Origin of the sequence: Synechococcus sp. JA-2-3B'a(2-13) (genome assembly GCF_000013225.1) — a bacterium.
GTDB lineage: Bacteria > Cyanobacteriota > Cyanobacteriia > Thermostichales > Thermostichaceae > Thermostichus.
On record NC_007776.1, the window covers coordinates 891824 to 912480 of the forward strand.

Genomic DNA, 20657 nt, shown 5'->3' on the forward strand with positions numbered 1-20657 from the left:
CAACCGGGCTTTCGCCTCCACTCTTGCTTCCCTGAGCGACAATGGCAGCAAAGGTGGTGGGAACATGGGACTGGAAGCCGGGATCCTGATCGGGTTGGGAATCGGTTTGCTTTGCACGTTGCTCCTGCTGTGGCAAAGTCGGCGTCGTTTCAGCCGCGAATTGCAACGGTTGGGATCCCTGGTGCATCTGGCCATGCCCCTCCACTCCCTGGAACAGATGCTCAGCTTGCTCAGCCGTTATCTTCGCCAACAAGATCTGGATTGGGCCAACCAAAAACAGCAACTGCAAAACTGGCAATACCTGAGTCAGCGGCTCCCTTGGGGATATCTGCGGGTAGACGAAAACAACGTGGTGCTGGAGTGCAATCCTACCGCCCAGCGCCTGCTGCGCATCAGCCAATGGCAGCCGGGCATCAAGCTCTTGCTGGAATGGGTGCGCTCCTATGAGTTGGATCAGCTCATCGAGGCTACCCGCCGACAGGAGACCGCTGCTCCTGTCCAAAGTCGCGAATGGATTTTCTACCCTTCCGGTGGGGATGGCAAACCGATTCCGCTGCGGGCTTGGGGGTTGCTCCTGCCGCAAGCGCACGTGGCCATTTTTTTAGAAGACCGGCTGGAAGCAAAAATGCTGGCCCAACAGCGGGATCGCTGGGCTTCGGATGTGGCTCACGAGCTGAAAACCCCCCTCACCTCCATTCGCTTGCTGGCCGAAACTTTACAAAGCCGGGTCGATGCCGCTCAAGCAGTCTGGGTGGAACGATTGCTAAATGAAACTCTGCGCCTGAGCCATTTGGTTCAAGACTTGCTCGAACTCAGCGCCCTCAATTTGGGAGCCGCATCCCGCTCTCAGTGGCGCTGGGTGGATCTGGCAAGTCTGGTGCAGGAAGCCTGGCAAAGTGTAGAGCCGTTGGCCAAGCCTCGACACCAGGAACTGCACCTGAGCGGATTGTCCCAGATTTACCTCTGGGGAGATGAGCAACGCCTATACCGCCTCATCCTCAATCTCTTGGACAACGCCGTCAAGTATGGCAAGCCCGACTCTCCTATCCATGTGGTGCTTTCGGAGCAGGGATCCCAGGTGCAGTTAGAGGTGTACGACCACGGCCCCGGCCTGCCAGAAGATCAATTTGAGTTGGTCTTTCAGCCCTTTTACCGCACCGACACTGCGCGGGCCCGCAGCAAAGGCGGAACCGGCCTAGGGCTGGCAATTGTGCGACAAATTGTCGAAGTTCACGGGGGCACCATCCAACTGCGCAATCACCCGCAAACCGGTGGGCTGTGGGTTCAGGTGGAACTGCCCCGGAAGCACCTGGATCCCTTGTGAAACCCGCCCGAAGACGCTCGCGTCAGTGGCCCGCAGCCAGAATCTGGACGAGAATCGCCTAAGATTTCCTTTCTTCAGGGCTGTCCATCTCAGGGGTGATCCCCTAGAATTGGGGTAGGTAATCTTTACAGTTCATCTTAAGCAGGCATTCGGAATGGGTACTGACTATCATTCCGCGGACTTGTTGTCCGAACGGGAACTGCAAGTCATCGAGTTGATTGCGGCAGGACTGACCAATCAGGACATTGCGGAACGCTTAGAGATCAGCAAACGCACCGTTGACAATCACATCAGCAACATTTTGAGCAAGACCCGAACGGCAAATCGGGTGGCCTTAGTACGCTGGGCCTTGCAATGGGGAAAGATTTGCCTGGATCAGGTAAACTGCTGCACTTTGGTCGATGACAAAATTGCTTAGTCCCATCCCATTTTGCCGGTCAAGTGTCCAGCAAAGAGTGTTGAGCGGGGGGGTTTTGGTGACTGTATTGCCCAGAAGTTATAGTCATTTCAATGAGGAATGAAACTGTTCCGTTGCAGTGCTTCCTAGCTCTTCTCTCTCTTAGGGAGAGGGATTGGGGGGCTCGCGGAAGTGATGCGGAGCATTTGGGCGACACCGCGGAGTAGTTAGGAAGCGTCTTAATCTAGCTTGAAGTGACTATACTTGAGTTGTTTTGAGCTACGTTGATTGGGTTGTCATACGTGAGCGTCCCCAAGCTGAAACGCTACGCTGTTCGCTACGATTCTATGCCCCTGATGGTTTATCGGGAATTGGCTGCCCATTTGGCTTGTGTTTCAGGGGTAGAAACGGAGCTGGAGTGGAAAAAAAACTCCACCTTTCGCTACCAAGACAGCCAAATAGAGGCATTGCATATTCATCAAGAACCCGATGCCGACATAGAACAAATTAAGCGTATTCTTGACCACTATGGAGCGTGGCAGTACAGCCCCTTAGAAGACTAGCTCTCTCTGCAACCCAAAAGGGATCCCTAGGGATAGGGATCCCCGGATGATTCCTCTGCAAGGTCTGGGAAAAACCAGTTCAGCGAGCAGCTTGGCCTTGGGCAGGCAGGTGCAGCTTACGAGCCAGGCCCAATCTCGCCAACAGCCAAATGGCCCAGTAGGTCATGTCGATCTCCCACCAACGCAAACCGGCCTTAACGCACTTCGGGTCGGCATGATGGTTGTTGTGCCAGCCTTCACCATAGGTTAGAATGGCCGCCCACCAAAGGTTACGAGCATTGTCATTGCTCTCGAAAGTCCGGTAACCCCAGAAGTGGCTGGCCGAGTTGATTAACCAGGTGCAATGCAGTAGCAGCACTGTCCGCACAAAGATACCGTACACGACGAATGACCAGCCTCCCAGCAGGTAGAGTATCGCGGCCAATGGCAGCTGCAGAAGCAGGGCGTACCTATCCAGCCAGCGGTAGAAGGGATCCCGAGCCAAGTCCGGCGCAAAGGCAGAATACTTCTCAGGGTTGAAAAATTCTTCGCGGTGGTAGATCAGCCAGAGTATGTGGCTCCACCAAAAGCCCTTACGAGCAGAATAGGGATCCTTCTCCTCGTCTTCGGTGAAGGCGTGGTGCTGACGATGGCCGCCCACCCAAAAGATCGGCCCCCCTTGAACGGCCAGGGCACCGAGAGTCGTGAAGACATATTCCAGCCACTTGGGCACCTGGAAACTACGATGGCTGAGCAGGCGGTGGTACCCCAAGCAGATGCCTAAGCTGCCGAAACACCAGTGGAGAAATAGGGCTACTCCCAGAGCGGGCCAGGAGAAGAAGAAAATGCCTCCCACCAAAGCCACCACGTGAAAGATGGCAAAGAAGAGCACATGTTCCCAAGCAAACCGAAAGGACTCTTGGGGCTCGGGCTGAATGAGCGGAGCGGGATGATTCAGCGATTGGCGAGAAAAAGAAGTGGTCATGAACCCACAAAACCTCAGAAGAAGAAGTAGACTAGACTGACTAGGAAAGAGCCAAAACACAAAGCCCAAGTTAAGGCCGCCGGATAACAGCGGCCCAACGTGGAAACGGAGTCAAACCCCTGAAGACACCGCCATAGCCAGCGGTGACTTGCTATGTGCTCCGCTGTGATGAACTTGGCTACACAGGAAGAAGAGGAGCAGAGGCAACGCCGCCGACATCCTCTCGCTTGACATTAAGCCTAGCGGTATTCCACCGTAAATGCAAGCGTCACTTGCAGCCCGCCGCAATTCTTCAGGTTTTCTCCTCACTATGGCACGTCCTTCTTCTCGGCAAAGGCTGCTGAATGCGGCTCGGGAGCTGTTCGTTCGTCAGGGCATCACCCAGACCACCACCCGTCAAATTGCAGATTTGGCCGGAGTGAATGAGGTCACCCTGTTTCGGCACTTCGGCACCAAGCAAGGGTTACTCCTGGCCGTATTTGGCGAGTTGGGGGTTTTTTCCGGCATTGCCGATCTGCCTCTGAAGGCGGATCCCGCCCCCTCTCAAGGTTCTGGGTTGCAAGCCATTCTCCTGCGCTATGTCCACACCTGTTTTCGGGCTTTGGCCGATAATCCTGAACTGGTGCGCTCCCTGGTCGGGGAGGCTGGTCTTTATTCTGAGGAACATCGTCGCGCCTTGCGGATGGGTTTTTCTCAGGCCCAAGAACAGCTGACAGAGTATTTGCGGCGATTTCCCAACTCTGAGTTGCAATCTGTCGAGCCAGATCGCCTTTATGCAGCCGTTGGGGTTTTGCATGTAATGATTTTGGGAGCAGCCATGCTGGCAGTAACCGCCGAGTTGCCCACCGTTCACGCCGACGGGGCGGAGCCCTCTGTTGAGGGGCAGCTATCGGATGAAAAATCTAAAAAATCAGAGAAAGGCGCCGAAACCGCCAGGATCCCCCCCCTCCTGCAAGCCTGCGTGGAGCTGTGGATGGCAGGCGTGACCCAACAGAGACCAGATAGAAAAGAGAGGAGGTTGTAAGCCGGGTTCTGTAGTGCAGAGTTGCACTGGCGATCATCCATCTGGGAGTGATGTTACCATCACCCTCTAGCGGCTCACCACCATCGAGAGCACCCTTCCCCACTTTGGGTACCGTGATCTCGATGCAGCCAACAGGGGCGAAGAACAGCCATGATCCTGCGGCTGCGGCCTTGCTTTCCACCGGGGTTTACCGAGCCAACGCCTCACGACGTTGCTGGTGGGCTCTTACCCCACCTTTGCACCCTTACCTGTGCTGGGATCCCAGCCATCGGCGGTATGTTTCTGTGGCACTATCCTCGCGGTTACCCGCACTGGGCTTTCCCCAGCGGTGTGTTCTTCTGAAAGCCCGGACTTTCCTCATCCCGCTGTCTGGTGGCGACAGCAAGGACGCGATCGCCTGCCCCTCCTCTCTCTTCAGCTCGATCCTACTGCATCTTCCAAACCTAGAAAATCCCGGAAATCGGTACAAACTCCACGTGATCGGGAATGTTGGGGGCCACATGCAGGATTTGTTGGTTCAGATCCATCACCACAGCCGCTACGCTTTCGGTGCGATCCCAGACGGGCAGATGGGGATCCGGATAGCGGCAGATGCAGTGGGGGGCATTCGTCCGGTCCTGTAGGATTTTTTGAAGAGTGACCGCCTCTAGGGTTCCGGTTTGAGCGCTCTGGCGAAGCAAATGATAGGCCCGTTCTAGCCTTGTGGAGGATCCTGTGTGGGGGGGGCAGCCATCTTCTCGCAAGGCCGGATCCAGGAAATGATTGGTGTGGGCGAGGATCCCTCCTTGAGGGAGATGCAGGCCAATTCCTCGTGGACTGATTTCAAAGCTGGTCGCCTTAGCGGGCTGTAGGCCTGTCGCCTGTCCTGTAATACCGGCAACGCTGACACAAGAGGAGGCGGTGTAGGGGTAGGATCCCACCCTCTCTACAGCCTGCTGCCACTCCTCGCACTCCAACAATAAGCGCAACAGCAGATGCACCGGCATTCCCTCGGTTTGCCCATCTAGGGTAGAGCGCAAGAGGTTGAGGGCCACGGCCAACCCTGCTCGGTTGAGGCCGATTTTGGCCAGGATCCCAGCTTCGGTCAGGGTGAGGTAGGCAGGGTGGTTATCGGAGCGAACGCACAACAGCACACAGGCCCTGCGCTGCTCCCCGATCCAATCCCAGGTTTGGGCCAAGTAGGTGTGGTGGGTGGAGGTAACCTGGGGCAAGGCCGCCAGGGTGGTGCATTCTCCCCCATCCGGGTTGGCTTGGGCTGGATCGATGAGATCAATCCCCTTGAATTCATGAGCAGGATCCGCTGGGTGCTGGGGCACCCCGTTTTGGAGATTGTGTTCCAGAGCAGCGGCGCAGTCGAGATGGGATCCACCGACAACCGATCTGGATAAAATCTCGGTGCGCAAATTGAGGGCCAGAATCTCGGCGAAACGAAAGCCACTCCCCGCGGCAATTCCTTGGATTTCTTCCAGCAGGTGGGGCACGTGGCGCTCTAGCCAGGGCAGGGATCCCTCTGCTTGGGCCTGGGCCTGCTGCCAGGTGAGACCACAGCGGTGGGCAAATTGGCGGGCGTAACTAGCAATGCTGTGGCGAATGAGGGGAGCCGCCTGGGATCCATACTGTTGGCCTCGTTGTTGGGGATCCCCCTGCAGATGAAGAATGGGGAACATGGTGCTGGTTTGCCCGTGACCTCAATAGGTGGGCAGGGAGGGATCCACCTCACAAGCCCAAGCGTGAATGCCGCCGCTGATGTTATGAACCTGAGTGAACCCGTTGGCCTGTAGCCACCGGCTCATCTGAGCAGAGCGGAGGCCATGATGGCAGAGCACAAAAGTTGGCTGATCTGGATCCAGCTCTGTGAGGATCCGTTCCCTCCATTCCTCGTACCGGCTCAAGGGGTAGTTGCGAAAGCCCAGGGCATTTAAATTCACCAGCTCCAGCTCTGCCGGTTCCCGCACATCGATCAATTGCAGAGGGCCGGCCTCGGGATCCTGTAGGTATTGGGCCATCTGTTGTGGTGTAATGGAGCGGATGGAAGAGGACATCAATCGACTCAAGCCTACACGGATCCCCTCTCAAGATACACCGGCTCAATGGCTGCCCTGAGACTGCCTGCAAGGGTTAAGATGACACCCTGATTTGGGCTTAGCCTGGGTATGGCTGTGCAACGCTTTTTGATCGACACGGATACGGCGGGAGATGATGTTACCTCGCTGCTCTTTGGGCTGCTCTGGCCCAACAGCATCCTACAGGGCTGCCCGCCGGGGTGAGTTTCATTCGAGATCCCTTTGCGGAAGTGCCCAAACCCGCCGATTATGCCAGCATCTGCAGCGGAGATACCCGTCCGCTGTTCTTTATCGGTGTGGATGCTAACCAAAACTACCTGGGGGATACCGATAACAACCCTGCCACCCTCAACCACGGTCTCACCTCGATGCTGAAGCGGGTGGATATGGCCACCTATGAAGTGATTCGCAGCGTGGTGGAAGGCAACTTTAAGGCAACTTTGTCGGCGGCATTCAAACCTTTGGCCTGGAGAACGAGGGTGTGGGCTATGCCCTGGATGAATACAACCAAGCCTTGCTCTCAGCGGATTTGGTGGCTGCTGTGGAAGCGGTGAAGCAGAACATTATCGCCGGAACCCTCGAAGTACCTGAAGAGCGCTAGATTTTTGAGATTTTTGTTGCCGATTGATTGCGGATCCCTGGCGAAGCCTTGACTAAACAGAGGATCCATCAGAGGATGCTTTTGCTGAGGGCATTGGATCCCAGCTTGGCCATCTGTACCTTGACCCCGTGGCAGTTGTTTGTTGCTCTTGTTTGTTGCTGTAACAACCTTAACCGCTAAGCGCTTGTAAGGGGCTTTCCACCTATGCTTGGCCAAGTATCCAAATCTGGTTGGGGGATCTGTTCAGCCTTGCTGCCTCTGTTGGCGGGGGTTGCCCTCGGCTGTGGGGGTGGCGGCGGCAGTTCTCCACCTCTTCCTCCGCCAGGTGGCGGGCCCATCATCCTGAGAGTGGATCCGGCCAGTGGCCCCTTTACCAAACTGGCAGACGCAGTTGCAGAGGCGCAGCGACTTCAGACTGCCACAGCCGGCCTGGAGGTGCTGATCGAGATTTTGGGGACGGGCAGGGAAACTTTGCAAAGCAACCTGGCCCTGGATGGCGGCGATGGCACCAACGGCGGTCGCATTCGCATCACCAGCTCCACCGCCTATGAGATCCTGACCGGGCTCTTTGACGTGATTGTAGCCAGCCAAACCAGCCTGCAGGGGGTAGATGTGGTGCTGGGGGGTGGACGGGTGCAGGTGAACAACGGCACTTTTCAGCCGCGCAAGGTCACCCTCAACGACCCTCGCTCCAACATCTTGGTCAACGGCAATGCTGCGGTTCTAGAGGGAGCCTTGAACCAATTGGCCGAGATTTTGTGCCAGCAATTTTTGGATCCCTGTGTGCAGATCTCTGGGAATGGCCGGGTCAGCCGTGTCTCGCCGATTGTCAGTAAAACGGGTGGGGTGGGCATAGGCACTGTGCCGGGCAGCAGTCCCATCCTTGAAAACAACACAATTCTCCTGCAGGCTTTGGGGGCTTTGGCCGTTCGCTATGGTGACAACTCCGGCGGGATCTTCCGCAACAACCAAATCGAAGGGGATCCACCCACGGCTGGAGCCGGCTTGGTACTGCAGGCGCGGCAAGCAGGTACGAGTGGCACTACCGGGATTCAGCTGGATGGGGCAGGCTCAATTCCATCCATTCAATCCAACCGGATCGGCGTGGGCAGGATAGCCGGCAGTGTCGGCATTCGTATTTTGCAGGGAACCCAGGCCCGCACCATTTCCGGGAATACGTTCCTAGCTCGGGGCGAGGGCGTAGGAGTGGCAATTCAGGCGGCCCCCGGCACCCCAGATGCGGTAGTCGCAGCCTACCTGGCTGGCAATACTTTCCAAGGAAACTTTGCTCAGAGGGTCACTGGGGAACCTGCGCCCATCCCAGCTCCTGCACCGACGCCGACGGAAACGCCCACGCCAACTCCTGCACCGACACCCTCTCCCACCCCCACACCTCCAGTATTGGGCACCGGCCCCATTCAAGTTACCTTGAGTTGGAACACCATCGATGACCTTAACCTGTATGTTACGGATCCCACGAAGCAGACCGTGTTTTTTAACAACCGAATTGTCCCTTCTGGAGGACGGCTGGATGTGGATGCCAATGCCGACTGTGTTGCCGTAACCCAAAATGCTGTGGAGAATGTCTTTTGGGCTTCCACCCCGCCCTCAGGGCCATACTTCATCGAGGTGAGATTGTTCCGGCGCTGCTCCCAATCAACTGCTCCCATTCCCTTTACCGTAACGGTTCGCAAGAGCGGAAACGTCGCGCAGACTTTTAGCGGCTTGGCCACATCCCCTGGCTTGGCGGGTAGGTTTACGTTTTCCTTCCCCTGAAGTTAGCCAAGGCTGGCAGCCATCTGCCCTGCCCACGTATGGCCATTTTGGTTCAGACTAGGACACCACACCTATACTCATACTCAGATCTTTGATTGCAGATCGCAGGGTTCAGAAGACCTTATTTCTGCGCCCCAGGCATCTCCTTCCCACTAAGGACAGCTCCAACTTCGCGGCCTCGACGCTTTTTCTGGCCATCACCTTGCGGCAGGGGGCGATGCTGGAAGGCAGTCCCACAAGTTCAAACAGTCACATCCCCTGGGAAAGGGGCTAGGGGTGGCGGACAGCGGCGCGGAGCGCTTTGCGTCAGCATGAGTGCGGGAGTATGTCACGCTATTCCGCAGCAGCCTTGGCTGCTTTCGCTTCGGCTTCCTTAGCAGCTTTGGCCGCTCTCATTTCCGCCAGAATCTCCTCCGGTCGTTTGCCAGCCCGCTGGGATCCAGCAGGTAAGTCGTGGGGATCGATTACCCCTTTGGGCAGATAGGCAAATTCTCGCAAGGGGGTCACCATCGGGTCTTCGGTAACTTTAGAGGGCAGACGGCCCATCGCCACTTGGTGGTAGTTGAGGTCATGGCGGTCGTAAGTAGCCAACTCATAATCCTCGGTTACCGAGAGACAATTGGTGGGGCAAAACTCCACACAATTGGCACAGAAAATGCACACCCCAAAATCAATGCTGTAGCTGTAGAGCTCCTTTTTCTTCAGCTCTGGGTTGTAGGCCCAATCCACCACTGGCAGATCAATGGGGCAAACCCGAACGCAGATCTCGCAGGCAATACACTTATCAAACTCGAAGTGGATGCGTCCCCGAAAGCGCTCAGAGGGGATCAGCTTTTCGAAGGGGTATTGCACGGTTACCGGGCGCCGGCCCATGTGGTCGAAGACAACCCCCATCCCTTGGCCGATGTACTTGGCGGCTCGGAAGGCATCGCCCACATATTCTTTGACACGCTTGAGAAACGTCATGACCTATGTTCTCCCTCTCTGGCCTCTTTACTTCTCATTCAACCCCCAAAAAAGGTGGGGAAGGCGAGCTTTAGGGCTGCCGTCAGCAGCAAGTTAACAAAGGATACGGGCAGCAAAAACTTCCACCCCAAGTCCAGCAGTTGGTCAATGCGCACCCGCGGCAAGGTCCAGCGCAGCAGGATGGCCAAGAAGATGAAGATAAAAGCTTTGACCATCGTCATGACAATGCCTAAGGCCGCCGCGCCGATCTGCAAGAAAGGGTTATCCAAAGGAATCCCGGCAAGTGCAGCAATCGTTTCCACCGGCACCACAAACGACCAACCCCCCAAGTACAGCACTGCCGCAATCAGAGAAGCCAGCAGCAAGTTGGCGTAGGATCCCAGATAAAAGAGGGCAAACTTCATGCCGGAGTACTCCGTTTGGTAACCGGCTACCAGCTCTTCTTCTGCTTCCGGCAAGTCGAACGGGATCCGCTCCGTTTCCGCCAGAGCCGAGATCAAGAAAATCACAAAGCCAATGGGCTGCCGCCAGACGTTCCAGCTCAAGATGCCCAGGCCACTCTGCTGTTCGACGATCCCCACCGTGTCCAGACCGTTGCTCATCAACACCACGGCCAACACCGACAGGGCCAGCGGCAGTTCGTAGCTGATCGATTGAGCTGCCGCTCGTAGCCCACCCAGCAAGGAGTACTTGTTATTGGAACCGTAGCCCGACATTAACAAACCGATGGGTTGCACGCTGGAGATGGCGATCAGGAAGAACACGCCAATGGCAATGTTAGAGATCAATAGGTTCTGGCCAAAGGGAACCACCAGGTAGCACAAAAAGACGGGCAGGAAAACCAATATCGGCCCCAGCGTAAACAAGACTGGGTCGGCCAAGATGGGCAGAACATCTTCTTTGGTCAGCAGCTTGATGCCATCGGCAATCGGGATCAGCACCCCCTGAGGGCCGGCCATGTTGGGGCCAATCCGCTGTTGGGCTGCTGCCGAGATTTTTCGCTCCAGCCAAGTCATGACCATCACCCCCAAGGTGGCGGCGATGATCAGCAGCAACATGGGCAGGGGCATCCAGAGGGCATGGGCTGCACCTGCTCCCAAGCCTAGGTTCTGTAGGGCAGTCTCGAAGCCAAGTTGTAGGTCGATACCAGCGTTTGTCATGGGGGTGAGTAGCTCCCTAGAGATGGCGGGTTGGGTAGGGTTTGGGATCCCTGTAGCTAGGTCTTGCCGTTGGGATCCGATTGGGGGGGACGGTTGCGGCGGCGTAGCTCCTGCTGGATGATGGCCTGAAGGCGAGCATCAGATAGCTCTTCCGCGCGGCGGCGCCTTTCCTCTTGGTACTTAGCCCATTGCTTGGGGCCGATAACCGCAGCAATGACAGACACAATCAACAGCGGCAGAACCAAGATCGCCCAGGCCATTGCCTTTGTCCTCGCTTTCCGTAAGTATCTTAGCGATCCACCTCGCCCATGATGATGTCAATGCTGCCGAGGATGGCGATCATGTCGGCTACCTTCATGCCGCGAATCAACTGAGGCAGTACCTGCAAATTGACAAAGCCGGGGGGGCGGATCTTCCAGCGCCACGGGCAGACGTTGTCGTCTCCCACGATGTAAATGCCCAGCTCTCCTTTGGCGCTCTCCACCCGCACGTAGGCTTCCCCTTTGGGGATCTTGAAATTGGCGGAAGGCTTTTTGCTGATGAACTGGTAGTCCCCTTTGTTCCACTCCGACTTCGGCCCCTCCAGCATGCGCTTGGCTTCTAGGTTTTCAAAGGGGCCGCCCGGCAGAGCCTTCACCGCTTGCTGCACGATCTTGCAGGACTCCCGCATCTCTTTCATGCGCACCCGATAGCGGGCCAGGCAATCCCCTTCGGGGTAAACGGCCACCTCCCAGTCGAAGTCGTCGTAGCACTCGTAGTGATCCACTTTGCGCAGATCCCAGTTGACGCCGCAGGCCCGCAACATGGGACCCGACAGACCCCAGTTGATGGCGTCTTGCTTGGAGATGGCTCCCACCCCTTCCAGCCGCCGGCGGAAAATCGGGTTGTCGGTAACCAGCCGCTCGTATTCATCCACTTTGGGCAAGAAATACTCGCAAAAGTCTAGGCATTTTTCCGTCCAGCCGTAGGGCAAGTCCACCGCCACGCCGCCCACCCGGAAATAGTTGTTGTTGATCAAGCGCATGCCGGTGACGGCTTCAAACAAGTCTAGGATCCACTCCCGCTCCCGCATGGCGTAGAGGAAGGGGGTTTGGGCGCCCAAATCCGCCAAGAAGGGACCAAACCAAAGCAGGTGGTTGGTGATGCGGGTCAGCTCCAACATGATCACCCGTAGGTAGCTTGCCCGTCTGGGCACGCTGATCCCGGCCAGTTTCTCAACGGCATTGACGGTAATGGCCTCGTTAAACATGCCGGCCCCGTAGTCCCAACGGGAGACGTAGGGCAGGTATTGCACCACCGTGCGGTTTTCGGCGATTTTCTCCATGCCGCGGTGCAAGTAGCCGATCACCGGTTCGCAATCGACGATGTTTTCGCCATCTAGGGTGACCAGCAAACGCAAAACCCCATGCATAGAGGGATGGTGCGGCCCAAAGTTGAGCAACATCCGGTCGGTACGGGTCTCGATCATGGGCATGGGCATAGCCGCCGCCTCCGCAACTGAAGAATGTTCATGGTCTGCAACATTTGCAGTATAGCGGTTTTCTTCTGCCTTCTCGGGATCCCATGCCATCAGGGATCCCAATCCTCGATATTGAAAGTCTCCAGGGGAACTCAGCTAGAGTGAGAAAAAAGGAGGGAGGCCGATGGCTGTATCCCGTTCACCCTCGAATGGCTCATCCCGACGAGAGCAGCAACATCCGCAATATGCCACCGACCGAGCTGCGCTCGATGAGCTGATGGTGCAGGCTCAGGAGAGGCCCCTCTCCGAGTGGGTGCTGGCGGAAGTCGCCCGTTTGCGCATCCGTTACCACGGCTTCCCCGGCGCCTGGGATCTGCAGCGGGATTTGGATCAAATCCTGGAACAGTGGGGCCTGAGCGAAGAAGAGCTGTTCGCCCGGACTCGCCAGATCCATGCCCGCGGCCAGGTGTACGACCGCAGCTTTAGCACGCGAGACGACTGGGCCTAGTGGAGGGTTTGGGTCGGGATCCCTTACCCCCCTGAGAGAGGGGAGTTTGCCGGTTGTTCATGAGACGTGAAGCTGCTCGGCAAAGATGGGATCCAAAGGCACATCTAGGGCGGCAATCACCTTAGTCCAGAAGTTCATAAAGCCAATCCAAGCCGATAGCTCCACCAGATCTTCATCTGACCAAATGGCTTTTAGCTGGGCAAAGAAGCTATCGGTCACCACCATGCTGGGCACGGTCATCCGCTCAGCGTACTCGATGGCCAGCTTTTCCGCCTCGGTGTAGAGGGTGCTGGTGCGGGCCTGGGCCACCGCCGCAATTTTGGCAGGGGAGGCGCCGTACTTTTGCGCCTGCAGGGTGTGGTAGGGAAGGCAGTAGTGGCGGCAGCCGTTGATTTGGGCAATGCGGATGCTGACCAGCTCCTTCAGCTCTTCAGGCAAGTTGGGGTTTTGGGTGTGCAGCGCCCCGTAGAGGTTCATCACGGCTCGCATCATTTGGGGCTTGTGGGCCATCACCTGCAGGGGGTTGAGGGCGGTGCCGTAGGTTTTTTCCAGGCTTTCGTAAACCTTTTGCAGTTGCTTATCGGCTTTCTCTGGGGTAACAGGAGGGATCCGCATGGACAGTCTGTAAAATTGCAGCATTCTCGACTTTAGCGCGTCTGGGGGATCCGCCCAAGCCTGAGGGGCGCTTCACGGTCTGGGGGAGGGATCCCTTCTCCGCCTGAAACCAGGCACCTGCCTCCCTTCTTACTTGTCAAGGGTCAAGGATTGCCCAAGGATTGCTCAACGGCTTCCACCTGCTGCTGGGTGGCGGTAGCCCCTTGGTTGAGGGTTTGCTGGATCTGTTCCCGAGATTGGTAAATCTGCAGCGGCCCACCTTGAGGGATCCCTTGCTGGGCAGCTTCTGGGCTGGCTTGCTCTGGTCTCGGCTCCGAACTCAGCGGGTTGCGATAGAGGCGGTTAACCAGCAAAAATCCCACCAGCACCACAGCAGTTGCCACCAAAAGCCGAACCATACTCGGATCCCTTGCAAGCATCTGGTTCTAGAATGCCCAAAAAGAGGAGCAGGTATCCGATGTCGGGCAAAGTTGCGCAAACTTCCCAGCCGGTACGGGTTGGCATTGGCGGCCCGGTGGGATCCGGAAAAACCGCTTTGGTGGAAAAGCTCTGCTTGGCGCTGCGGGACCACCTGTCTTTGGCGGTGGTGACCAACGATATCTATACCCGCGAGGATGCCGAGTTTTTGGTGCGGGCCAAGGCCCTGGAGGCAGAGCGGATCATTGGCGTAGAGACCGGCGGCTGCCCCCACACCGCCATTCGGGAAGATGCCTCCCTCAACCTAGACGCCATTCAGGAGCTGGAGCGCCGCTTTTGCCCCCTGGATCTCATCTTGGTGGAATCGGGGGGGGACAACTTGGCAGCTACCTTCAGCCCGGAGCTGGTGGACGCCTGCATTTACGTCATCGACGTGGCCGAAGGGGACAAGATCCCGCGCAAAGGCGGGCCGGGGATCACCCGCTCCGACCTGCTGGTGATCAACAAGATCGATCTGGCTCCCTATGTGGGAGCAGACTTGGGGGTGATGGAACGGGATGCCCGTCGCATGCGGGGAGATAGGCCCTTTGTCTTTACCAACCTGCGCACGGGTGAGGGGCTGGAGCAGGTTCTCAGTTGGCTGGAGCGGGAGGTGCTGTTTCGGCCCATCAAGGCCGACCCCCCCTCGGTGAGCCGCCTGTGAACTTCGGTAAGGCCATCTTGAAGGCAACCCGCCGAGGCGAACATACCCGTATTTGGGAGTATTCTCAGGCTCCCCTGCAATGGCTGGGATCCCCTGGGGAGCCACCTGTGTACTACCTGCGCAACCCCAACGGCGGCCTGCTGGGTGGGGATCGCCACCGGATCGAGATCGGGCTGGGGCCAGGCTCGGCGCTGGAAATTCGCACCCAAGGGGCAATGCGGCTACATCCCGGCTTGATTCGGCAACAGGTCAAGGTCAAGCTGGCCCCCACCAGCCAGTTGATCTGGATCCCTCACCCGACCATTCCGGGGGCAGGGGCAGACTTTCGCCAGCAGGTGCAGATCGAACTGGATCCCACAGCCCGCCTGGCCTATGCCGAGATCTGGACTGCCGGACGGCTGGCCATGGACGAGCGCTGGCAGTTTGAACATCTTGCCAACTGCTTGCAAGTTTGGGTCACTGCTGGGATCCCATCCTCCCCCGAGGGGAGAAAACTCTGGCTGCAGGAACACATAGACCTGCACTTTCCCCATCGGCAGGTCTCCGCCGCGTCAGTGCTGGGATCCCATCTCTGTTGGGGATCCCTGTACTTGCTGGGGGATTGGCCGGAACCCACTTGGCTGACCGTTCACATCAGCGGAACGGAGTCCCCATACTGGCTGGTCAAGTCTCCGGATCCCATCTGTAAGGGTTGGATTCTGCGCCAGGTGGGGCCACAGGCAGAGGCCATTTGGCGGCATTTTGGCCAGGTTGCACTACAGCTTGCTCAAGCCAAGGGTGGCTCACCCCAGGGGTGGTAGACTAAGGCTGACTCAAGCCAACTGGTTGACCCAAGGCCGGGACGGAGTCCTTTGAACGCTGCTCAACGGATTCTCAGACGCTCTGTCCTCAGGGGGCGAAGTCGCTGGCTGCTCCTCTACGAGAAGGGGATGGCCCTGCTGGCCCTGAGCAACCTGTGCTTGGTGCTCTTCGACATGAGCTATGTGCCTGGGCGAGATTTTTGGCTCCAGGGTCGGGTGCAAATTTTTGGCGCCTTTGGTCCTCCCATTCCGCTGCCGATTCTCTCCGAAGAAACCAGCCGTTCCCCGGTGACCGACCTATACGATCCCATCAAAGGTATCGAGCCCAACCCCGAAACCCAGCGCTACTTGGCCTTGGTGGATGAGCTGCGCCAGGTTACCCTGCGGTTTGGCGTGGAGTCGGAAGCGGCAGCACCGATCCTGGCCCGCTTGCGGGAGCTCAGCGACGAGATGATTGAGACCAATCCCTTTCAGGGCGCCAACAAAACTGGCCAGTTTGTGCGTATCCTCAATTTGATGCGGGAGCACATCCCAGAAGCCGACTCTGCCAGAGCCGCCTTTGCCCGCTTTTGGACTGCTGAGTACTTGGCCAGCGCCGATCCCGCAGATGGAATTGAATTTTTCCAGATCCGGCTGCGCCCCCTCTTTGAGACCAACTATTTCCGCCCCATTGGTGAGAGCGGTAACCCTGTTGACTTTTTCCCGGTGCTGGATTTTCCCTTCGTGCTTCTGTTTGGGCTGGAATTTTTGCTGCGCACGGTGGCCATCAGCCGCCGCTACACCGGCGTCAATTGGCTGGATGCCATGCTCTGGCGTTGGTACGATGTGCTGTTGCTGCTGCCCTTTTGGCGCTGGCTGCGGGTGATCCCCGTCACCATCCGGCTGGGACAAGCACAGTTGCTGGATCTGGAGCGGGTACGCGCCCAGGTGAGCCAGGGCTTTGTTACCAACTTCGCCGAGGATCTGACGGAAGTCATTGTCGTGCGGGTGATCAACCAAATCCAGGTATCCATTCAGCGGGGATCCCTGCCCCTACTGCCGGCAGCGCGTACCCAGCGCGACTACATTGATATCAACAACACCAACGAGCTGGAGGCGATTGCCAACCTGGTTTTTCGCATTGTCCTCTACCGCGTTTTGCCCCAGGTGCAACCGGAATTGCAACAACTGCTCCGCTACAACCTGGATGGCCTGCTCAAGCAGTTGCCTGCCATGCAAACTCTAGAACAGCTTCCCGGCCTGGGATCCCTGCCTGGCCAACTGACGGAGCACCTGGCCAACGAGCTGACCACCACCACCTACAAAACCCTGACGGGCAGTTTCGAGGATCCCGTCGGCTCCAAGCTGGCAGCGCAACTGATGCAGCGGTTTGGTGAGGTCTTGGCACGAGAACTCACCCAGGAGCACGCTCTGGAGGAAATTCGCTCTCTCCTGCAAGACTTGCTGGAAGAGATCAAAATTAACTACGTCGAGCGGCTATCCCACGAGGATCTGGAGGAGGTGATGGAGCAAACCCGCCAGCTTCGGCAAAAGGCCCAGCAACTGGAGAAAGACCGCCGCCGATAGAGTTCGGGGGATTGGTTGACGAGGTTTCGCCAGTTCAGTAGGATAATGATTCCAAGTCGGGCGAGTGGCGAAACTGGTAGACGCACCGCACTCAAAATGCGGCGGGAAACCGTGTCGGTTCGAATCCGACCTTGCCCATGCTCCTCAAATCTGTAGGGCTCGCCGCTTTCTGGGTTTGGTAGGTTGATCCGTCTTGCCTCTTCTCACAGGGGTTTGGTGATAGAACCAGCCAAGTCCTTCTGGAGCAGGGTGCCAGCGGGACGGAGTCCTTAGATAGGGCAGCCAGAATCGGGCTCATCCTGCATCCTAGAGATGAAGCTCTAGCCGCTAAACTGGGGAATCATGGATGCAACTTTGGAATCTTTCTTTGCCTCTGCCACCCAAATTGGGCTAGGTCTAGCAGGCTTGCTGGCTGTGCTCACCCTGCTGGCCTGGATTCGCAATTGGCCCTTGAAGTTTGCGCTGGTGGGCTACACGGCGTTTGCGCTGGTTTTAACAGCGGGATGTTTTGCCCTCAGCTTGGGGCCGATCTTTCGCTCCCGCATTCCCGGTGCTGCCCCCTACACCACCGTCTATGACCAAGGGGCGGATCGAGCGGTTATTGCTGTCAGCCCGGATATCACCCCGGAGCAACTGATCCTCACCCTGAAGCAGGCGGCCAGCGATTTGGGATCCCCAGGACGCTTCTCCACCGGTTCGCCGGTGTTCACCTTGCGGGCCCGCACCGTCATCCATCCCGAGCCGGGAGTTTCCGAGCCGTTGCTCTTGGGCACGCTGCAACAGCCGTTGGGAAAGCGCCTGCGCACCCCAGAAGAACAACAGCAGCAGCAGATCCATCTAGAGGAAGAGGCCTTTGCCCGGCTGCGGAAGTTGGCCCAGGGTCAGGCTTCTGCCGCCTTGTCTGCAGAGGAAGCGGAAGAGCCAACCACCGGGATCTCACTTGCCCAGTCTTGAGCGCTGAGCCAGCGGCGCAGATCCTGTCCCACCCGGTCGGGGATCTCCCAGGGAAAGAGATGAGCCACGTTGGGATAGACAATGCAGGTGCAGTGGGGCAGGGCGCGGGCTGTGGCCAGGCTGCTGTTGGCGGTGATGTGGCGATCCCGCTCGCCGGCCATAAGCAGTACCGGGATGCGAATTCGGTGCAGATCTCCCTCGCGGTTGTAGCCCCGTTGCAAAGCGGCGCGCAGAGCTTGGCGAGCCTGGGGGGAGGTGTGCAGATAGGCGGGCAAGGCCATGTGCGCCAAATACCGATAGGCCGTTGGGGTCTGTTGCTGCATCAGGTAGCGGTAAAGGGAGCGACGGCCAAAGGTCTCGATGTTCCATTCCCAGCCGGGCCAAAGCCAGTTGAGCAGCGAGGCAACGCCGGTGTTGATCTGATCCCAAAAATCGGTGGGGGGATGGTTGCTGCGGGGGTAGGCGGCACTGGCCACCAAGACCAAACCCTTTACCCGCTGCGGCAGACGCAAAGCCAACTCCAGGGCCAGGATCCCGCCCAAGGACCAGCCCAGCACCAGACACTCCTGCCAGCCCAGGCGATTGAGCAGTAATTCCAAATCCTCCAGGTGCTCCTCCATCTCAAAGGGATCCGTCACCTGGGAATGCCCGTAGCCACGCAGATCTGGCGCCACACAGGGGTGGATCCCCGCCACTGCCTCTGCAAATACCGCCATGCAGTCGGCATTGCCCGGATGGCCGTGGAGCATCAAGATTGGGAGGGAGGGGATCCCTTTTCCCCAAGTACGGTAGTGGAGCTGCAGGCCCATCGCGTCAGCAGTGCAGTTCCCGACTGCTGTAGGCATAACACTCTGGATAACATCTAGACAGCAGGGTTAGGCGCTGGCCGCCTTCTTCGGAGTGGGCTGGAGCTTTACCCCGTTGGGAATGCAAATTAAGTTTTGATCCAGCACCTGCACAAACCCTTTCGAACGCAGGGATCCCAGAAGACGAGTCACCGTCACGCGGGTGGCCCCAATGGCATCCCCAATCTGGGCATGGGTAAGGGGCCAGGGGAGATACATCCCTTGTTCACAGGGCTGTCCATACTCTTCGATCAACAGGCTCAAGAAGCCCTTGAGGCGATCGATGGCGCGCCGTTGGCCCAGATTTCCCAACCACAGCAGCTTCCGTTGCAGTTGCTGGCGGAAGTTTTCCTGAATCTTCTGGTGCAGATAGGGCCACTGCTCTAGATCCTGCCAGTAAAACCACATCACCGTGGTGCGATCGGCGTGGGTGCAGGCTTTCAACTCAAAGCGCTCTGGGTTGCTCAGCTCAAAAGGAAATCCAGCCGTGATGAACCCAACAAAGACCTCCCGCCGCTCTGGAGTTTGGCTGACCAGGCGCACCACTCCCTCTTGGGTGATGTACACCAATCCCGGACGAGTGGGAATGCGCACGTCTTTGGGAAAGGTGCGACAGCGGTAGTGCTCCTCGGCCCACTGGCAAAGCTCACGCCATTCCTGAGCCTCTGTTGCCGATGTGATGGAAACAAGTGACATGAGATCAACTTCCTGTCGCTCGAGCGACCTGATGGGTTTTACAGACTTTCCAGCTTTACCCGGCTGTAGGCTATGCAACGCTTCCGCGTTCGCGCCGGCGGTGCGGAGCACCTACACGTCAACGGGACGGAGTCTTAGGAAGATGGGGATGGAGAAACAGCAAGATACACACAAGAAGGCAAATACAAAGAGGAAGGAAACCGCAGGGTTTACTTTACCTTAGCTTCATAATGGCACTTGACCTCATGGGGTGACATTGTGTTCCTACTGATATTGTTCAAAAGGCTACGTCCAATAATAACCCCAAGAAGCCGTAAATTTTCAGATTCTGCCGCTGAACTCGGCTACCTGGGGGATCAGCGCAGATCATTGGGTCAGACTGGTGTATGTCTAAGGGCGGGTGTGGGGTGGCTGGGATGAATATTCTCATCAGCAACGACGATGGCATCCAGGCGGCAGGGGTGCGGTGTTTGGCGGCAGCGCTGGCCCAGCTGGGGGGGCACCAGGTAACGGTGGTCTGTCCGGATCGGGAGCGCTCGGCCACCGGCCACGCCCTGACGTTGCACAAGCCGCTGCGGGTGGATCCGGTGCGGGAGGGATTTCCTCCAGAAGTGCAGGCCTGGGCCTGTTCGGGCACCCCTTCCGACTGTGTCAAGTTAGGTCTGGACGGGCTATTGGATCGTCCTCCCGATTGGGTGATTTCCGGCATCAATCAGGGAGCCAATCTGGGCACGGATGTGCTCTACTCCGGCACCGTCTCGGCGGCAATGGAAGGGCTATTGGAAGGGATCCCTAGCCTGGCAGTAAGCTTGGCCAGTTTTACCCATCAGGATTTTCAACCAGCGGCCCAGGTGGTGCTGAAGCTACTGGAGAAACTGAGCCTGAAACCCCTGGGGGAGCCGATGCTGTTGAACATCAACGTGCCCCCCCTAGCGCTGGCTGAAATACGCGGCATGGTCTTGGCCCGCCTGGCCTGGCGCAAGTACACAGATCTCTATGAGAAACGGGTGGATCCGCGCGGCAAGGCCTACTACTGGCTAGCTGGAGAGGTGGTGGAAGAGGAGGTGGATCCCTGTTCGGACGTGCGGGCGGTTGCTGAGGGCTATGTGTCGATTACGCCCCTGCAGCCAGATCTAACGGCTTATGCTGCCTTCGATAGCTTGCAGCAGTGGGGGCTCTCGGCTTTTGGCTCTGGATTGGAGGGAGCTCTGTAGGGATTGGCGCAGTTCAGAGTCAGAGAATAGAAAGGCTATTAG

General features: G+C 57.7%; 23 protein-coding genes, 1 tRNA gene, 1 other RNA gene and 1 pseudogene. 13 read left to right on the forward strand and 13 right to left on the reverse strand.

The genetic code is table 11. The features are described 5' to 3' along the window. Positions 1–64: 64 nt before the first annotated feature. The 3 genes from CYB_RS04085 to CYB_RS04095 all read left to right on the forward strand — a co-directional run bounded on the left by CYB_RS04085 (position 65) and on the right by CYB_RS04095 (position 2284). Positions 65–1324: a sensor histidine kinase gene (locus CYB_RS04085; protein WP_011432495.1), complete on the forward strand. Its 1260-nt coding sequence runs from the start codon at positions 65–67 to the stop codon at positions 1322–1324. A gap of 154 nt (positions 1325–1478) precedes the next feature. Further along, a complete protein-coding gene (locus CYB_RS04090; protein ID WP_011432496.1) occupies positions 1479–1742 on the forward strand; it encodes a helix-turn-helix domain-containing protein in 264 nt (87 codons plus the stop codon). Between the two features lie 281 nt (positions 1743–2023). Further along, positions 2024–2284: a hypothetical protein gene (locus CYB_RS04095; protein WP_238376896.1), complete on the forward strand. Its 261-nt coding sequence runs from the start codon at positions 2024–2026 to the stop codon at positions 2282–2284. A gap of 79 nt (positions 2285–2363) precedes the next feature. Here CYB_RS04095 and CYB_RS04100 read toward each other — a convergent pair whose 3' ends face one another. Beyond that, positions 2364–3248, reverse strand: coding sequence for an acyl-CoA desaturase (locus CYB_RS04100; RefSeq protein WP_011432498.1), 885 nt, complete (start codon positions 3246–3248; stop codon positions 2364–2366). 310 nt (positions 3249–3558) lie between these two features. On the opposite strand from CYB_RS04100, the pseudogene CYB_RS15335 reads away from it, so the two are divergent. Beyond that, positions 3559–3666 (forward strand): annotated as a pseudogene (locus CYB_RS15335) (TetR family transcriptional regulator); the annotation flags it as partial. Positions 3667–3711: 45 nt separating this feature from the next. On the opposite strand, the gene CYB_RS15340 reads toward CYB_RS15335, so the two are convergent. From CYB_RS15340 to CYB_RS04115, 4 genes are all read right to left on the reverse strand, one after another. Then, entirely contained in the window at positions 3712–4044 is a 333-nt protein-coding gene (locus CYB_RS15340; RefSeq protein WP_238376897.1) for a hypothetical protein, read from the reverse strand. A gap of 209 nt (positions 4045–4253) precedes the next feature. Next, positions 4254–4683, reverse strand: an RNA gene (rnpB, locus tag CYB_RS14185) — RNase P RNA component class A. A gap of 32 nt (positions 4684–4715) precedes the next feature. Next, on the reverse strand, positions 4716–5939 hold the full coding sequence (locus CYB_RS04110; protein ID WP_011432500.1) for an acyl-CoA--6-aminopenicillanic acid acyltransferase: 1224 nt from the start codon (positions 5937–5939) through the stop codon (positions 4716–4718). Between the two features lie 21 nt (positions 5940–5960). Next, positions 5961–6314: a rhodanese-like domain-containing protein gene (locus tag CYB_RS04115; RefSeq protein WP_011432501.1), complete on the reverse strand. Its 354-nt coding sequence runs from the start codon at positions 6312–6314 to the stop codon at positions 5961–5963. 221 nt (positions 6315–6535) lie between these two features. On the opposite strand from CYB_RS04115, the gene CYB_RS04120 reads away from it, so the two are divergent. Together CYB_RS04120 and CYB_RS14490 are read left to right on the forward strand one after the other, a co-directional pair. Then, entirely contained in the window at positions 6536–6889 is a 354-nt protein-coding gene (locus CYB_RS04120) for a hypothetical protein (RefSeq protein ID WP_049749562.1), read from the forward strand. Positions 6890–7185: 296 nt separating this feature from the next. Further along, entirely contained in the window at positions 7186–8712 is a 1527-nt protein-coding gene (locus CYB_RS14490; RefSeq protein ID WP_148202696.1) for a right-handed parallel beta-helix repeat-containing protein, read from the forward strand. A gap of 333 nt (positions 8713–9045) precedes the next feature. Here the strand turns inward: CYB_RS14490 and ndhI are convergent, their stop codons facing one another. The 4 genes from ndhI to CYB_RS04145 are packed head-to-tail and all read right to left on the reverse strand — an operon-like array spanning position 9046 to position 12312. Further along, positions 9046–9678: an NAD(P)H-quinone oxidoreductase subunit I gene (gene ndhI, locus CYB_RS04130; RefSeq protein WP_011432505.1), complete on the reverse strand. Its 633-nt coding sequence runs from the start codon at positions 9676–9678 to the stop codon at positions 9046–9048. Positions 9679–9716: 38 nt separating this feature from the next. Continuing rightward, positions 9717–10838 carry an NADH-quinone oxidoreductase subunit NuoH gene (gene nuoH / locus CYB_RS04135; protein WP_041436294.1) on the reverse strand — a complete coding sequence of 374 codons (1122 nt, stop codon included), beginning with the start codon at positions 10836–10838 and terminating at the stop codon, positions 9717–9719. 56 nt (positions 10839–10894) lie between these two features. Beyond that, positions 10895–11098 (reverse strand): hypothetical protein, encoded by a 204-nt coding sequence (locus CYB_RS04140; RefSeq protein WP_011432507.1) that lies wholly within the window; start codon positions 11096–11098, stop codon positions 10895–10897. A 29-nt stretch (positions 11099–11127) separates the two neighbouring features. After that, entirely contained in the window at positions 11128–12312 is a 1185-nt protein-coding gene (locus CYB_RS04145; protein ID WP_041437160.1) for an NAD(P)H-quinone oxidoreductase subunit H, read from the reverse strand. Between the two features lie 169 nt (positions 12313–12481). Here CYB_RS04145 and CYB_RS04150 point away from each other — a divergent pair, with 169 nt between their 5' ends. Further along, on the forward strand, positions 12482–12805 hold the full coding sequence (locus tag CYB_RS04150) for a DUF3288 family protein (RefSeq protein WP_011432509.1): 324 nt from the start codon (positions 12482–12484) through the stop codon (positions 12803–12805). Positions 12806–12862: 57 nt separating this feature from the next. Here the strand turns inward: CYB_RS04150 and CYB_RS04155 are convergent, their stop codons facing one another. After that, complete coding sequence (locus CYB_RS04155; protein ID WP_011432510.1) at positions 12863–13420, reverse strand: carboxymuconolactone decarboxylase family protein; 558 nt, start codon at positions 13418–13420, stop codon at positions 12863–12865. Positions 13421–13563: 143 nt separating this feature from the next. Continuing rightward, a complete protein-coding gene (locus tag CYB_RS04160; RefSeq protein ID WP_041436298.1) occupies positions 13564–13818 on the reverse strand; it encodes a hypothetical protein in 255 nt (84 codons plus the stop codon). 59 nt (positions 13819–13877) lie between these two features. On the opposite strand from CYB_RS04160, the gene ureG reads away from it, so the two are divergent. The 5 genes from ureG to CYB_RS04185 all read left to right on the forward strand — a co-directional run bounded on the left by ureG (position 13878) and on the right by CYB_RS04185 (position 17860). Beyond that, entirely contained in the window at positions 13878–14540 is a 663-nt protein-coding gene (ureG, locus tag CYB_RS04165; protein WP_011432513.1) for an urease accessory protein UreG, read from the forward strand. Further along, complete coding sequence (locus CYB_RS04170; RefSeq protein WP_041436300.1) at positions 14537–15340, forward strand: urease accessory protein UreD; 804 nt, start codon at positions 14537–14539, stop codon at positions 15338–15340. Before ureG ends, CYB_RS04170 begins: the two co-directional genes overlap by 4 nt. Positions 15341–15391: 51 nt before the next feature. Next, complete coding sequence (locus CYB_RS04175; RefSeq protein WP_011432515.1) at positions 15392–16906, forward strand: hypothetical protein; 1515 nt, start codon at positions 15392–15394, stop codon at positions 16904–16906. A gap of 58 nt (positions 16907–16964) precedes the next feature. Next, a tRNA-Leu gene (locus tag CYB_RS04180) sits at positions 16965–17044 on the forward strand. Positions 17045–17248: 204 nt separating this feature from the next. Beyond that, positions 17249–17860, forward strand: coding sequence for a Ycf51 family protein (locus CYB_RS04185; RefSeq protein WP_011432516.1), 612 nt, complete (start codon positions 17249–17251; stop codon positions 17858–17860). Here the strand turns inward: CYB_RS04185 and CYB_RS04190 are convergent. Both CYB_RS04190 and CYB_RS04195 read right to left on the reverse strand, forming a co-directional pair. Beyond that, entirely contained in the window at positions 17788–18705 is a 918-nt protein-coding gene (locus tag CYB_RS04190) for an alpha/beta fold hydrolase (protein WP_011432517.1), read from the reverse strand. The genes CYB_RS04185 and CYB_RS04190 overlap by 73 nt on opposite strands. 30 nt (positions 18706–18735) lie before the next feature. Continuing rightward, positions 18736–19401 carry a Crp/Fnr family transcriptional regulator gene (locus tag CYB_RS04195; protein ID WP_011432518.1) on the reverse strand — a complete coding sequence of 222 codons (666 nt, stop codon included), beginning with the start codon at positions 19399–19401 and terminating at the stop codon, positions 18736–18738. Positions 19402–19817: 416 nt separating this feature from the next. Between CYB_RS04195 and surE the strand changes: the two genes are divergently transcribed. Then, positions 19818–20615 carry a 5'/3'-nucleotidase SurE gene (surE, locus tag CYB_RS04200; protein WP_011432519.1) on the forward strand — a complete coding sequence of 266 codons (798 nt, stop codon included), beginning with the start codon at positions 19818–19820 and terminating at the stop codon, positions 20613–20615. Positions 20616–20657 lie beyond the last annotated feature (42 nt).